The organism is Actinoplanes sp. CA-252034, from assembly GCF_050956125.1.
GTDB lineage: Bacteria > Actinomycetota > Actinomycetes > Mycobacteriales > Micromonosporaceae > Actinoplanes.
Window position 1 is genome coordinate 9,822,847 of the sequence record NZ_CP191846.1, and the last position, 14,537, is coordinate 9,837,383.

The following is a 14,537-nucleotide window of genomic DNA, read 5'->3' on the forward strand; positions in this document are numbered from 1 at the left end:
CTCGCGGCCTCCGCGGCGCGGTTCGATCTCGCGGCCTCCGCGGCGCGGTTCGATCTCGCGGCCTCCGCGGCGCCGGCCTCAAGGCCGGTCGCGGACGAACCTCAAAGGACGCGGGGCGGGCCGGTTCTCGTCGATCCACGCGTCGATGCGGGCCCACCAGTCGTAAAGCCACTCGGTCCGCTCCTGCTCGCCGGTGGGCACCTCCTCCGGCGGCACGCTCCAGAAACGCATCACCAGGCGCTTGTCCATGGGCAACTCGCGCCACACGTCGGCGACGCTCAGCATCCGGTCCAGGCCGGTGTGCGCCACGAAGATCACGCCGGCGTCCGGGGCGGCGTCGATCGCGGCTAGCAGGCCGCCCGGTTTCGGCGGCAGGAGGTTGCGCAGGCTCTCCGCCCGCCCGGCCATGTCGTGCAGACCCCGGGCCCGCAACCGGGCGATCGCGCTGACCTTGCGGCGCGGGGTGAAGTTGCCGCCCTCCGGGAAGATCACGAAGGCGTCGTTGTCGTCCAGACCGGTGGCCAGATCCCCGATCTGCTCCTCCAACGTCGCCGTCCCGGTGCGCCCCGGCGAGATGAACCGGTTGGGCAGACGGTTCAGCAGCACGTCCACCGCCGGATCCCACTGCAGGGCGGCCTTCAGCACGATCCGCGGCTCCCGGGCGAACCAGTTGACCAGCGCGTGGATCAGGGTGAACGAGTCGCCCGGCCCGGCGTGCCGGCTCACCACGATCTCGGGCCGGCCCGGCTGGGCGGTGTCCGGGTCGGTGCCGACCACGTCGATCTCCAGGTGCAGCGACCAGCGCGCGAACCAGAAGAGCATGCTCAGGAAGCGGCCGGTCAGCACATAGTGGGCACGCTGGAACCACGGGCCGCGGATCCGCATGCCGAACCCGGAGGCGACCCAGAGGACCGCCAGCGACACCAGCGCGATCGCGTCCCACACCAGGTAGACGATCACCAGGAAGACCAGGCGGGGCACCCGGAGCCGGCCCGGCACCAGCGGCGAAACCGCGAGCGCCAGGATCAGCCAGATCGGCAGCGTGGTGAGCAGGGTGAACGCCAGCACCACGACGGTGGGTGCGATCACCACACGCCGAACCCAGACCGGCGGCAGCCCCATCACGGGCCCGGCAGCGGGTTGACGTTGGCGGCCAGGTAGCGCCGCGAGGCGGTGTAGGCCCGGCTGATCCGGCGGCCCACCGCGGCCATGTCCCGATACGCCCACGGGGAGTCGTCCCGCCCCTCACCACCGCCGCTGGGCAGCACGTGCACCCGGACATCGGCCGGTAGGGCCGCCAGCTCCCGGGCGAACCGGTGCCGACGGGCGATCTCGAACGCCACCTGGGCCACCTCCCACGGTCGTCTGGGCACGGCGAGCTGTCGCTCGACCCGGCCGACCTGCAGCACGAAGATCAGTCTCGCCCCGATCCGCACCGCCTCGCCGATCGGGATCGAGTTCACGATGCCACCGTCCACATAGTGCTCGCCGGCGATCTCCATCGGTGGGAGCAGACCGGGAACCGCCGACGAGGCGAGGACCGCGTCGACCAGCGGTCCACTGTCGAACCAGTGCTCGGCGGCCCGCTCGATGCTCGCCGCGCAGCAGTGGAACGGCACCTTGAGGTCGGCGAACGTCGCCGACTCGCCCAGCTCGCCCTCCAGCAGGCGGCGCAGCGGGCGGGGCGAGTGCAGATGGGTCCGGGCCGCGAACCGGCGCATCTGACGGCCGATCGAGTCGCCGTAGACGGCCGCGGCCTCCGGCGACGTCCAGAGCCGGACCAGCCGCTCGGTGACGGGCTCGGACGGATCGGATGCGACCAGGGCGCCGTTGACCGCGCCGATCGACGTCCCGACCACCACGTCCGGCCGGAAGCCGGCACGGAAGAGCGCCCGCAACATGCCGACCTCGACCGCGCCCAGCACGCCGCCGCCACCGAGCACGAACGCCACCGGACCGTCGACCATGGGTCCATCCTTGCACGATCTTGCGGTCGTGCCGCAGGTCACGGCCTTGCCTTGACGCCGGTGTCAGGGCCTACCGTCGAGGCCATGCTGATCGGTGAGCTGGCCGAGCGGGCCGGCACGAGCCCACGCACGCTGCGCTACTACGAGGAGCACGGCCTGATCCACCCGAGCCGGGACGCCAACGGCTACCGGCAGTACGACGACGGCGAGCTGCGCGTCGTGCACGAGATCCGGGCCCTGCTCGCCGACGGCTTCGGCGTGGACGACATCAAGCCGTTCGTGGCCTGTCTGCGGGCAGGCAACAGCGCCGGCCACGTGTGCCCGGACTCGGCCGCCGTGCTGCGCCGCCGACTGGCCGAGGTGGACGGCTTCCTCGATCAGCTGACCACGGTCCGGCACCGCCTGCAGACCCAGTTGGAGGAGATCAAATGCCAGATGACGCCCTGATCACGGTGACCGACGCCACCTTCGCCGAGACCGTGCTGGCCGCGCCCACGCCGGTGCTCGTCGACTTCTGGGCGACCTGGTGCCCGCCGTGCGGCCCGATGGCGCGCGTCCTCGGCGAACTGGCCGAGGAGTTCCGGGGCCGGCTGCTCATCGCCGGGCTGGACGTCGACGCGAACCCGGCGACCACCATCGCCTACCGGGTGACCTCGATGCCGACGCTGCTGTTCTTCAACGGCGGTGTGGTGACCGCGACGATCATCGGCGCCCGCCCACGATCGGTGCTCCGGCAGGCCATGGCCAACGTCCTCAGCCCGTACGTGAACACCTGACCTCAGTCCAGCTCGGGCATGGCGACCGGCTGCGGCCGGGGATGGCAGGACCCGCACTGAACCGCGTCCTCCACCACCAGCGCCTCGGCCCGGTCCCGCCGCGCCGACCGCGTCACGTCCAGAATGTACGGTCCGAACCGCGCGTGTTCGGCGCACACGCCACGTCCGCAGAACCGGCACGTCGCGCGGGCCGGCTCGGCACAGAACCAGCAGAGCATGGGCGGCCTCTCCTCACTTCTCGTCGGCGGGGCCGCCCGCTGTCACTCGCTGGACGGATCCGCCGATTGCTCGGGGATGGACGGAGACGGGGAGGGCGGGTCGGCGGACGGCGACGACGCGCTCGGCGAGTTGGCGGACGGAGACGACGCCTTTGACGGACTCGTGCTCGCCGACGGCGAGGGCGTCCGGCTACGGCTAGGACGAACGGACGGCGTCGCGCTGGTCGAGGTGCCGTTGGTCGGCTCGCTCGAGGTCTCGGTGGCCGGGGAGGACGACTCCACGTTAGTCGGGGACACCGACGGATCCACAGAGGCCGGCGGAGTGGATTCCCCGGACGGGAGTACCTCTTCGGCCGGTTCCTCGCTCGGCTGGGCCTCGGTCGGGGGCTTGACAGTCACCCCGTCGCCGCAGTTCAGCTCCTTGCCGTCGGCCGGGCTCGGGGCGCCTCCGACGGTGACCGCCCCGGACGAGACCGTGACGGTGCCCGGGTCGACCGAATACCAGGCGCGATCGCCGCTGACGACGTCGCCCCGGCTGCGGAGCACGGTCAGGGCGAGCGGGGTGAAGGCGCCGCTCGGGCTGCTCGTGTCGGCCAGCAGCCGTCCGTTCTCCAGGGTCAGCTTCCCGGACGGGGTGGACGTGCGGCCGGTCTCGACACCGACCCCGTTGACCACCACCCGCGAGTTGCCGCAGAGCACCACGGCCGCGCCGCCGGGGAAGGTCAGCAGGGCCACGCCCTTGCCGGGGACCTCGACCGTCGAGCCGACTGTCAGGTAGCGCTGCCCGCCCACCTGGAGCGACACGGGAGTACGCCCGGAGTCCGCCGTGACGGCGCCGCGCTGGACGCTCAGCATGACCCGTTCGGCGGGCATCTCCGCCCACGCCGGGCCACTGCGCACGTTGATCAGCAGACTGGCGAGCGCGAACACCAGGAGCATGCTGACGAAGCCCCACATCCGGCGCTCGAAGTGCCGGTCCACGTCGTACTGCTCGTCGGCGTCCGGCGGGCCGGGCGGGACCGCGAGCGGCGGGTGCGCCGAGCCGGGCCGGCCCACGGCCGGGGTGCTGTGGCGCAGCGCCGGCATCGGGACGCCGGGTCCGTAGGTGCCGATCAGCGGCGGCAGGTCGGAGGCGTCCGGGATGATCCAGAGCCGGACCGGCGTCCGTGCCTGCGCCACCATGCCGGGGCTGCCGTCGCCGACCGGGCCCACCAGGGTGCCGCGGCGCAGCTCGACGCCGTCCGGCATGGCGATCACGCCGGACTCGACGACCACGGCGTGGGTGGGGCCGGGCAGGATGACCGGCGCGCCCGGGTCCAGGTCGACCGGGTGCGCGGCGGCGATCAGCGCGAGCCGCTGGTCCTCCTCCAGCGCGGCGAGGGCCGGGGTGTCGGCGAACAGCGCCTCGCCCTCGGCGCGTTCCTGCGGCGGCGGGCCGGGCATCGGCCCGACCACGGTCGTCACCGTCGAGGCGGGCAGGGCCAGCAGGGTGACGCCCGCGGTGTGCCAGTCGAGCTGGGCGCTGCGCCCGGTGAGCGCGGTGGCCAGGCCGACGACACCGCCGGGGCCGACATGGTGGCGGATGGTGCCGCCCGGGTCGCCGGGGCGGCGGCCGTGCAGCGCCCCCTCGACGACCACGTGGACGGCGCTGGGGGTCTCCCCCGCGAGCACCAGCTGGCGGCCGGTCGGCGGGCGCATCCAGCGGGCGCGGGCGGCGAGAGCCTGCAGCGACGGCTCGGGCAGGCCGCCCAGCTCGGAAGCGCGCAGGGCGGCCACCCGGCGGGGCAGGTCGGCCTCCCGGTCGCGTTCGGCGGCCCGCTGCCGGAGCCGGCGGAAGGCACGCGCCAGCCGGCCGAGCAGGAACCAGAGCAGCGGGGCGACCACGCCGAGGACGATCACGATCAGCAGGAGCCGGGCGCCGAGGCCCTCATACCAGAGGCCGACGGCGACGCCGTGGATCCGGTCGGTCCACAGCCGGTAGCCCAGCCCGATCGCGCTGACCAGCCAGAGCAGGCCCAGCACGCCGTAGAGGGCGACGAGCCGGCCCTCCCGGTCCAGCCTGCGCCACCCGGGGCCGCGGCGACGCAGGCGGCCGGCGAGCCAGGAGAGGCCGCGGGCCCGTACGTCCGGGATCTCCAGCCAGTCCATCAGCAGGTACTTGCCGTCCAGCGGCAGCAGCGGGCTGAGATTGAAGAACGTGTGCAGGTAGAAGAGGAACGCCAGCTTGAAGGCGAGGCCGGCGACGACGGGCACGGCGAACCCGGTGACCTGCACCAGACCGGCGAGCCCGAGCGCGGTGGCCGGCCCGGCGGCGGTGACCGCGATCCGGGCCCGGCGGCCGGCCATCCAGACGTCACTGGTGTCGACGAAGACCGAGGGGATGCCGAAGCGGAGCATCAACCCGGCGGCCTGGACCTCCCGCCCGACCCGTTTCGTCGCGAGGGCGTGGCCGAACTCGTGCACCCCCAGCACGAACATGTTCAGCAGCACCAGCGTGCCGGCACCGAGCAGGTATGAGTCGCCCACCAGGAACAGCGAGCGGCTGCCCTGCTGCCAGGCGTCCGCGAACAGGACGAGCCCGGCCAACGCGAGCAGCGCGCCGAGCCAGACCGCGACCCGGGTGAACAGGAACCGCCCCACGCTGCGGTAGAGGGTCGTGACCAGCGCGTCCACCGGGACGGACAGCACGACGCGACCGCGACCGGCGGAGGCGAGCGGCTCGTGGCGAAGCTCGCGCAGCGGACGGAAGGCGTCCATCGGGAGCTCTTCGAGCATCCGGTTGGCGGCCAGGTCGGCGACGACCCGGCGGACCTGGTCGGGGGCGAGACGGCCGGCGATCCGGGCGAACTCGGCGACCAGCCGGGCGACCGTGCTGTCGCCGTCCATCATCAGGGCGAGTTGATACTCCTCCGGCGTGAGCCGAAGGTACGAGCTGCGCCCACCGTCATCGGGCGAGCGGAGCATCACATACCGCCCACCGCGGACCGCGGTGCGATGCCGGACCTCGATGCCGGATCGCAGGACCGGGCGGGCGCTGGCCGGGTTCAGACGGTCGGCGACGGTGTGCCAGAGCCCGGTGTCGGCCGGTCCCGACGGGGCTCCCGGAGCCCGTCCGGCCAGGGCTTCCCACACGTTCGTCCGGGTCTCGACATACGTCAACTGAGGGGGCCTTTCACTCCGCCGTGGCGAACACCGCGCGACCGCACCGACGGACGATGGCTTCGCCGATGGCGAATGGAGATTAGGCGCTCGCCTGCGTGAACGCGAGTCCCGCACGCTGATTCCGTCCCCTTCCACCGAAAGGTCCGGAATCCCGTACGAACAGAATCACGGCGGGTGACGCGCCCACCCCCGGGTCGCGTCACCCGCCGTGGCGGGTGGACTGATGCCTACTCGGATTCCTGGAGCGTGACGGTGACCGTCTGCTCCGCGCCGTTACGGGTGAAGGTGAGGGTCATCTGCTGGCCGACGGCGCCCGCCTGAACGGCAGCCACCAGGTCGTCCGAGTCGTCGATCGCCTTGCCGTCGACCTTCGTCACGACGTCGCCGCGCTGGAGCTTGGCCTTGGCGGCGGCGCTGTTGTCGACCACCGCGCTGACGGCGGCCCCGCCGTTCTCCGCGTTGGTGACGCTGACGCCGAGAGCCGGGTGGCTGACCTTCTTGCCCTGCATGAGGGAGTCGGCGACCTGCTTGGCCTTGTTGCTCGGGATGGCGAAGCCCAGGCCGATGTTGCCGGTGTTGGAGCCGGAGGTGGCGATCGCCGAGTTGATGCCGATCACCTCGCCGTTGGTGTTGACCAGGGCGCCACCGGAGTTGCCCGGGTTGATCGGGGCGTCGGTCTGCAGCAGGCCGGTCATCGTGGTCGGCGCGGACTGCTGTTGTTGCTGCTGCTGACCGCCCCAGGGCGTCTGCGGCTGCTCCTGCTCGCCGGAGGACTGGATGCTGCGGTCCTTGGCGCTGATGATGCCGGCGGTGACCGAGCCCTCCAGGCCGAGCGGGCTGCCCAGGGCGAGCACCGTGTCACCGACCTCGATCTTGGAACTGTCGCCGAAGGTGGCGGCCTTGAGCCCGGACACGTTCTCCGCCTTGATCACGGCGAGGTCGGTGCGCTCGTCGGTGCCGACGATGGTGGCCGAGGTCTTGGTGCCGTCGGCGAAGATCACTGTCACGGTCGAGCCCTGGGCGGTCGAGACCACGTGATTGTTGGTGACGATGTAGCCGTCGGTGGTCAGCACCACGCCGGAGCCCTCACCCGAGCCGGTGGTGATGGAGACGACGTTGTCCTGCACGGCGGCGGCGATCTGGGCCAGCGACGAACGGTCCACGACCCGGGTGACCGAGGAATTGCCGGTCTGCACGGCCGCGGTGGTGTTGTCGGAATCCATGGCCACCGCGGTGGCGGCGCCGATCCCGCCGGAGACCAGCGCGATCAGTAGGGCTGCCGTGCCCGCCAGGAGGACCTTGCGCCCGCGGCCCGGAGGCCGTCCGCCGCCGGCGCCGGGCACGGGGGTCCATCCGGGCGGGGCCTGGCCGCCACCGGACGCCTGCGCCGCGGCGGCCGCGTGCCATGCCTGGTACGCCGCCTGCTGCTGCGCGTAGTCCTGGTACTCGCCGCCCTGCTGCCCGTAGCCGGCCTGCGGGGCCTGGTAGGCGTAGTGCGGGTGGCCGTAGGGCACGCCGCTGGCGGGCTGGGAGGTGACCGGCTGGGCCGACACCGGGTGGGCGGCGGCCGGCTGGGCCGACACCGGGTGGCCGGTCGCCGGCTCACCGGAGGCCGGCTGCCAGGGCGACTGCTGCGCCCAGGTGCTCTGTTGCTGCTGGGTGGGTGCCGCGGACTGGGGAGCACCCGACTGCGGGGCAACCGGCGGCTGCGCAAGCGTCGGCTGCTCAGACTCCACCCGCTCCGCGCTGGTGTTGTCAGCGGCGGCGTCCGCGGGCCGCGGGTTGGTCTCGTTCTCGTTCATGTCGCTAACTCTGCCCCGTCCGACTCGTACCGAACTGTGTTACCCCTGAACGTTTTCTGTGAACCCTTTGTCCCGCTTTATGGTGGGCAAAGACACCCTGAACGTCGCGCCCTGCCCCGCTTCCGAGATCACCTGCACGGAACCTTCGTGCGCCCGCACGATCGCCGCCACGATCGCCAGACCGAGTCCGGTCCCGGTGGCCGCGCGCTCGGTGTTGCGGGTCCGCGCCTCGTCGGCCCGGTAGAACCGCTCGAAGACGCGCCTGGTCTGCTCGTCGCTCAAACCCGGGCCGGTGTCGGACACCTCGATAACGGCGCGATCCTCCTCACCGGAGTACAGCCGGAGCGTGACCGACGCGTCAGACGGCGTGTGCACCAGGGCGTTCGTCATCAGGTTGCCGATCACCTGGCGCAGGCGGGCGTCGTCCCCGTACGCCACCAGTTGCTCCGCCGAGTCACGGACCTCCAGCTCGATCTCCCGCTCCGGTGCGGTGGCCTGGGCCGCCTCCACCGCGTCCATGGCGAGCACCGGCAGTTCCACCGGCGCCAGGGTGAGCGGGCGCTCCCGATCGAGGCGCGCCAGCAGCAGCAGGTCCTCGACGAGCAGCCCCATCCGGGCCGCCTCGTCCTCGATCCGCCGCACCAGGGCGGCCACCTGCTCCGGGTCGGAGACCGCGCCCTGCCGGTACAGCTCGGCGAACCCGCGGATCGTGGTCAGCGGGGTGCGCAGCTCGTGCGAGGCGTCCGCGACGAACTGCCGCATCTTCCCCTCCGACTGGAGGGCACGCGCCTCGGACTGCAGGGCGAGCGACTCGGACGCCAGCGCCCGGGCCTCGGACTGCTGCGCCGCGTCAGCCGCGTAGCGGGCCGCCTGCTCGGAGTCGGCCCGCGCCTGGAAGGCCGCCTCGATCTGGGCGAGCATCGCGTTCAGCGCCTCGGAGAGCCGGCCCAGCTCGGTGGTCGGGTGGCCGCCGGCCTCCTCCGGGTCGGGCACCCGCCGGGTGAGGTCGCCGGCCGCGATCGCCGCCGCCGTCCGCTCCACCTGGCGCAGCGGGATCAGGCTCTGCCGCACCAGCGCGGCGCCCACGAGAGCGAGGGTGATCAGCACTCCGACGCCGACCAGCACATCGACCAGCACGAGCCGGGCGATCACGTCGTCGACGCCGCGCATGCGCTGGCCGACGTGCATGACGGTGTCGTCGGGCAGACGGATGACCAGCATCCGCCACATGTACTCACCGTTCTGCCCGCGCGTGGTGTAGGGCTTGCGCTCCTGCTCGGCGATCGGGTCGTTGCCCTTGAGCAGGAGGGGCAGGTCGGCAACCGTCAGGTGCAGGTCACGGAACACCTTGCCGCCGCCGTCGACCGTGGTGAAGCCGATGATGTACTCGGAGGGCGCGAACACCGCCTGGTAGCGAACGTCCTTCAGGCTCGGCGCACTGTCGGCCATCTCCCACAACTGGGCATCGAGGCGGTCGACCATGTAAGCGTTCAGGAAGTAGGTGCTGGCGGCACTGATCAGGGTCAGCGCGGCGAACACCAGCACCAGGACCGACGCGACCAGCTTCGTCTGCAGGGAGATCCGGCGCAGCCCCCCGTTGCGCGGCATCCGCTCGCGGACCCGCTCGGCAAGTGTCACGCCCGGGCCTAGACGGCTGGCTTACGGAGCACGTAGCCCACACCGCGCAGGGTGTGGATCAGCCGCGGCTGCACGTTGTCGACCTTGCGGCGAAGGTACGAGATGTAGGACTCGACGATGTTGTCGTCACCGCGGAAGTCGTATTTCCACACGTGGTCCAGGATCTGCGCCTTGGAGAGCACCCGGTTGGCGTTGAGCATCAGGTATCGCAGCAGCTTGAACTCGGTCGGCGAGAGTTGCACCCGAGAGCCCGCCCGGTAGACCTCGTGGGTCTCCTCGTCCAGCTCGAGATCGGCGAAGACCAGCCGGGACGGCTGTTCGTCACCGGCGTTGGTGCGGCGCAGCACCGCCCGGATGCGGGCGGTGAGCTCCTCGAGACTGAACGGCTTGGTCACGTAGTCGTCGCCGCCCAGGGTCAGGCCGCGGATCTTGTCGTCGGTGCCGTCACGGGCGGTGAGGAAGACCACCGGCGTCCGCTGCCCGCCCTCCCGCATCAGCCGGATCACCTCGAAGCCGTCCAGGTCGGGCAGCATGACGTCGAGGACGACCAGATCGGGGGTGGAGTTACGGGCGGCGCTGACGGCCGCGCTGCCGCTCATCGCGGTGGTCACCTCGAACCCGGCGAAACGCAGGCTTGCGGAGAGGAGCTCGAGGATGTTGGCATCGTCCTCGACGACGAGCAGCTTCGCTTCGCTCTGCTTGGGCTGGGTCTGGGTGGCCATGGCGCCATTCTCGTCCCAGCCCCTGCACCTTGCCTGCACACTCGCTGAAAATTTCCTGTGCGATATCCGGGCTGATCATGCGGCCAGGCGGTAGCCCCCGCCACCCAGGCTGGCTCGCGCGGCGCGGGCCAGCACGCGCCGGTCCGCTCCCGGGTCGGGCCGCAGCGCCGGGGCCGCCGCCAGGGTCACCGTCAGCCCGCGGGTGCGGGCGATGCGCATGATCGACTCGCCCAGCGTGTCCGCGCCCACGAACGCCGCCTCGGTCGAGTCGTAGCCGACCGACACCGGCACCACCGGGGCGCCGGCATCGATCGCCGCCTGGAAGAGGGCCGACCGGAAAGGCCCACTCTCGGGGCCACAGTAGGTCGTACCCTCCGGAAAGACCACGACCGAACGCCCGGCCCGCAGCGCACCGGCGACCTCGGCCACCGTCTCCGGCAGCGCTCTCGGCCGCGTGCGGTCGATGAAGATGGTGCCGGCCCGCACGGCCGTGCCGCCGATGCCGGGCCAGGCCCGGACGTCGTGCTTGGCCACCATCCGCACCGGCCGGACCGCGGTCAGCGCGACCACGTCCAGCCAGGAGACGTGGTTGGCGACCAGGAGGCTGCCGGGGCGCGGCTCGGCGCCGCGCCACACCAGACGGACGCCGAGGACCGCGAGGATCCCCCGGGACAGCGTCCGCAGCGCGGCACTGCTCAGCATCACCAGGAGGACACCACCGAGGAGTACGGCGGCAAGCGCGCCCACCCGCACCACGGCGCCCACCGGGCCACGCCGCCCGCCGCCGCCGTCACGACAGCGGTCATCGCACCCCGAGGCCGGCTGCCACAGGGTGCCGGCGCTCGTGACGGGCGCGGTCATCGGGACGCGCCGAGGAAGTGCCGGCGGTACCGCGGGTCCAGCCGGTCCATCGAGAACAGCACGTAGAAGTCGGCGCAGTCGAAGTCCGCGTCGTAGGCGGGCTCGCCGCACACCCAGCTGCCGAGCCGCAGGTAGCCACGCAGCAGCGCGGGCGGGGCGGCCTTGGGGTCGGCCTCGACCCCCTCGGCCGGGGTCCAGGGCCGACGGGGCCGGACCCGCAGCGCCGGCGGCGAGAGGTGCTTGGCGTTGACCCGGGCACGCACCCCGGCGGCCAGGGCCCCGCCGTCGCCGAGCGGGACCGAGGCGCAGCCGCCGAGCCATCGCAGGTTGTTGAGGTGCAGGTAGCGGGCGATGCCGGCCCACATCAGGTTGACCACGGCGCCGGAGCGGTGGTCCGGGTGCACGCAGGAGCGGCCGATCTCGACCAGGTGGTCACGCAGCGGCCGCAGCGCGCTCAGGTCGAACTCGGAGTCGGCGTAGCGGCGGCCGGCCAGCTCCGCGGCGCGCGGCGGCAGCATCCGGTAGGTGCCGACGACCTCACCGCTCGCGTCGTCGCGCACGATCAGGTGGTCGCAGTAGGCGTCGAACTCGTCCGCGTCGATGCCCTCGGCGGTCGAGGTGAGCCGGGCGCCGAGCTCGGTGGCGAAGACGTCGTGGCGCAGGCGCTGCGCGGCCTCGACCAGGCCGGGGTCGTCGGCGAGGAGAAGCGTGTAGCCGCTGGTCCCGGTGGGTGCGGCGGCCGTCATGAGAACTCCCATGTGATCTGTGTAAGGCTGATGTCTGCCGATGGCGTGTCGCTTCAGGTGGCGATGCGTGACCGGTTGATGAACTGCGTGTGCGATGGTCGGGGAATGCGTATCCCGGCTCGTTTCAACGGCCCGCCCGGCTCCGGCAACGGGGGCTGGTGCGCGGGTCTCTTCGCGGGCGCGGCGGGCGCCCGGATCGGCGGGCCGCCGATCCGGGTGACACTGCGCGTGCCGCCGCCGCTCGACACCGATCTGGTGCTCGGCGACGGTGTGATCCGGGCCGGTGACGTCCTGGTCGCCGAGATCGACGAGGACACCGACACGGGCCTGGCGGTGCCGCCGGTCCCGCCGGTCGAGGCCGCCGCGGTCGCGAGGGGCTACCCGGGTCTCGTCACCCACCCGTTCCCGGGCTGCTATGTCTGCGGACCGGACCGGGCGCCCGGCGACGGTCTGCGGATCTTCCCCGGCCGGCTCTCCGAAGGACGCACGGCGGCGCCCTGGACCGTGCCGGACGACGTCGTGGCCGAGACGATGTGGGCGGCGCTGGACTGTCCCGGCGGATGGACGGCGATCGGCGCGTCCGGCCGCCCCTTCGTGCTGGGCCGGATCGCCGCCACGGTCGCCGCGCTGCCCGCCCCGGGCGACGAGTGCGTGGTGGTCGGCGCCCTGTCCGGGGTGAGCGGCCGCAAGGCCGTCGTGGACTCCTCGGTGTACGGGCCGGACGGCCGTCACCTGGCGCAGGCACGGGCCACCTGGCTCGCCGTCGCCGGAGTAAGTTGATCACTTCGAGCTGACGGGGGAAGGAGCCGTGACGATGAGCCGGCCCAACTACGCGGAGATCAGCGTCGACCGCCTCACCAAGCACTACGCCAAGGTGCGCGCGGTCGACGACCTCTCCTTCACGGTGCACGCCGGCCGGGTCACGGGCTTCCTCGGCCCCAACGGGGCGGGCAAGACCACCGCGCTGCGGATGATCCTGGGGCTGGTGACGCCCACCTCGGGCGCCGCCACCATCGGCGGGGTGCGGTATGTGGACATGCCCGACCCGATCCGGCAGGTCGGCGCGGTCCTGGAGGCGTCCAGCGCGCACCGCGGCCGCAGCGCCCGCAACCACCTGCGGATCATCTGCCGCGCGGCCGGCCTGCCCGACCAGCGCGCCGACGAGGCACTCGCCATGGTCGGCCTGAGCACCGTGGGGACCCGCAAGTTCAAGGGCTACTCGCTCGGCATGAAACAGCGGCTCGGGATCGCCGCCGCGATGCTCGGCGACCCCCGGGTGCTGATCCTGGACGAGCCGACCAACGGGCTCGACCCGGAGGGCATCAGGTGGATGCGCGACCTGCTCAGGGCGCTCGCCGCCGAGGGCCGCACGGTGCTCGTCTCCAGCCACCTGCTCGGTGAGATGCAGCAGCTGGCCGACGACGTGGTGATCATCGCGGCCGGCCGGCTCCTGCGGCAGGGCCCGGTGTCCGAGGTGCTCGGCGCGACGGCCGGCGCGGCCCGGGTGCGGGTCCGCACGCCGCAGCCGGATCAGCTGGCCGCCGCCCTGCGGGACGCACAGCTGGAGGTGGCCGCCGCGCCCGACGGCTCGCTGCAGGTCTCCGGCGCCGACGCGGCCCGGGTCGGGCACCTCGCCTTCACCGCGGGGGTGGAGCTGCACGAGCTGACCGGGGAGAGCGCCGACCTGGAGCGGGCCTTCCTCGACCTGACGGCCGGAAGGGCGGGGGCGCGATGAACCTCATCAGTGCCGAGTTGCTGAAACTGCGTACCACCTCGTTGTGGTGGATCTTCTTGATCATCCTGGTGCCGTTGTACGGCGTGGCGCTGGCCTTCAACTGGGTGGCCGCGAACGCGCTGGGCGCGCTGGGGCGGGAGACGGAGGACGTCTCGTTCGGGTTCTTCAACCTGGAGCAGACCGTCAGCAACCTCTACACCAGTGGGCAGTTCGGCGGCGTGCTGCTGGTGCTGCTGCTCAGCGCGATCCTGGTGACCAACGAGTTCTTCCACCTCACCGCGACCGCCACGTTCCTCACCACGCCGCGCCGGGAGCTGGTCATCCTGGCGAAGATGGCGGTGTCGATCCTGATCGCGGTGCTGGTCTGGCTCTTCACCACCGCGCTCAACCTGCTGCTCGCCCCGGTGGCGCTCACCTCGACCAACGGCGAGTCGTTCCTCGGCGAGTCGTTCGTCTGGCAGGCGATCGGGCTCAACCTGCTGGTCCATGTGCTGTGGGGACTGGTCGGCATCGGCTGCGGCGTGCTGATCCGCAGCCAGATCGGCGCGACGATCACGTTGACCGTCCTCTACGTCGTCGGCACGCAGATCTTCACGGCGGTCTTCGCCCTGCTCGCCAATCTGGTCGACGATTCGATCATGAAACTGCGGATCATCATCCCGACGCTCGCCTCGGACCTGCTGGTCTCCGGTCCACAGAGCGCGGACGATCTGCCCCGCTGGGTGGGCGCCGTGGTGCTGCTGGCCTATGCCGGGGTGGCCGGGGTGCTCGGCACGCTCATCACCAGACAGCGGGACATCGCCTGACCTGTCGCGACCCGGCGTTGTACTCTCGCCGGGTCGCGACGAGGCGGCGGGAGAAGCTGCCGGTCGCGGGGTCTGATTGGCCACAGAGCGGACGTCCACACCGG

At 72.3% G+C, this 14,537-nt stretch carries 13 protein-coding genes; 5 read left to right on the top strand and 8 right to left on the bottom strand.

The features are described 5' to 3' along the window. Positions 1-78: 78 nt before the first annotated feature. Both ACQPZW_RS44310 and ACQPZW_RS44315 read right to left on the bottom strand, forming a co-directional pair. Positions 79-1,122, bottom strand: a complete 1,044-nt coding sequence (locus ACQPZW_RS44310; protein WP_433791992.1) for a 1-acyl-sn-glycerol-3-phosphate acyltransferase — start codon at positions 1,120-1,122, stop codon at positions 79-81. Next, entirely contained in the window at positions 1,122-1,967 is an 846-nt protein-coding gene (locus tag ACQPZW_RS44315) for a patatin-like phospholipase family protein (RefSeq protein WP_433791993.1), read from the bottom strand. Before ACQPZW_RS44315 ends, ACQPZW_RS44310 begins: the two co-directional genes overlap by 1 nt. 84 nt (positions 1,968-2,051) lie before the next feature. On the opposite strand from ACQPZW_RS44315, the gene ACQPZW_RS44320 reads away from it, so the two are divergent. Further along, positions 2,052-2,414, top strand: a complete 363-nt coding sequence (locus ACQPZW_RS44320; protein WP_433791994.1) for a MerR family transcriptional regulator — start codon at positions 2,052-2,054, stop codon at positions 2,412-2,414. Next, the gene (locus ACQPZW_RS44325) at positions 2,396-2,743 is read left to right on the top strand and encodes a thioredoxin family protein (protein ID WP_433791995.1); all 348 of its coding nucleotides are present in this window, start codon (positions 2,396-2,398) and stop codon (positions 2,741-2,743) included. Before ACQPZW_RS44320 ends, ACQPZW_RS44325 begins: the two co-directional genes overlap by 19 nt. Positions 2,744-3,003: 260 nt before the next feature. Here the strand turns inward: ACQPZW_RS44325 and ACQPZW_RS44330 are convergent, their stop codons facing one another. The 6 genes from ACQPZW_RS44330 to ACQPZW_RS44355 all read right to left on the bottom strand — a co-directional run bounded on the left by ACQPZW_RS44330 (position 3,004) and on the right by ACQPZW_RS44355 (position 11,904). Then, the gene (locus tag ACQPZW_RS44330; protein WP_433791996.1) at positions 3,004-6,120 is read right to left on the bottom strand and encodes a cyclic nucleotide-binding protein; all 3,117 of its coding nucleotides are present in this window, start codon (positions 6,118-6,120) and stop codon (positions 3,004-3,006) included. Between the two features lie 230 nt (positions 6,121-6,350). Then, positions 6,351-7,925, bottom strand: coding sequence for a trypsin-like peptidase domain-containing protein (locus tag ACQPZW_RS44335; RefSeq protein ID WP_433791997.1), 1,575 nt, complete (start codon positions 7,923-7,925; stop codon positions 6,351-6,353). A gap of 39 nt (positions 7,926-7,964) precedes the next feature. Next, positions 7,965-9,533, bottom strand: coding sequence for a sensor histidine kinase (locus tag ACQPZW_RS44340; protein WP_433797811.1), 1,569 nt, complete (start codon positions 9,531-9,533; stop codon positions 7,965-7,967). Between the two features lie 38 nt (positions 9,534-9,571). Next, positions 9,572-10,285, bottom strand: a complete 714-nt coding sequence (locus ACQPZW_RS44345; protein ID WP_093619114.1) for a response regulator transcription factor — start codon at positions 10,283-10,285, stop codon at positions 9,572-9,574. A gap of 75 nt (positions 10,286-10,360) precedes the next feature. Beyond that, positions 10,361-11,146: a lysophospholipid acyltransferase family protein gene (locus ACQPZW_RS44350; protein WP_433791998.1), complete on the bottom strand. Its 786-nt coding sequence runs from the start codon at positions 11,144-11,146 to the stop codon at positions 10,361-10,363. Next, positions 11,143-11,904 carry a GNAT family N-acetyltransferase gene (locus tag ACQPZW_RS44355; RefSeq protein ID WP_433791999.1) on the bottom strand — a complete coding sequence of 254 codons (762 nt, stop codon included), beginning with the start codon at positions 11,902-11,904 and terminating at the stop codon, positions 11,143-11,145. The genes ACQPZW_RS44350 and ACQPZW_RS44355 overlap by 4 nt, the downstream gene beginning before the upstream one ends. Positions 11,905-11,997: 93 nt before the next feature. On the opposite strand from ACQPZW_RS44355, the gene ACQPZW_RS44360 reads away from it, so the two are divergent. From ACQPZW_RS44360 to ACQPZW_RS44370, 3 genes are read left to right on the top strand one after another with little or no spacing between them, the layout of a single operon-like run. Further along, positions 11,998-12,672, top strand: coding sequence for a hypothetical protein (locus tag ACQPZW_RS44360; RefSeq protein ID WP_433792000.1), 675 nt, complete (start codon positions 11,998-12,000; stop codon positions 12,670-12,672). A gap of 34 nt (positions 12,673-12,706) precedes the next feature. Continuing rightward, positions 12,707-13,627, top strand: a complete 921-nt coding sequence (locus ACQPZW_RS44365) for an ABC transporter ATP-binding protein (protein ID WP_433792001.1) — start codon at positions 12,707-12,709, stop codon at positions 13,625-13,627. Further along, a complete protein-coding gene (locus ACQPZW_RS44370) occupies positions 13,624-14,433 on the top strand; it encodes an ABC transporter permease (RefSeq protein ID WP_433792002.1) in 810 nt (269 codons plus the stop codon). Before ACQPZW_RS44365 ends, ACQPZW_RS44370 begins: the two co-directional genes overlap by 4 nt. Positions 14,434-14,537 lie beyond the last annotated feature (104 nt).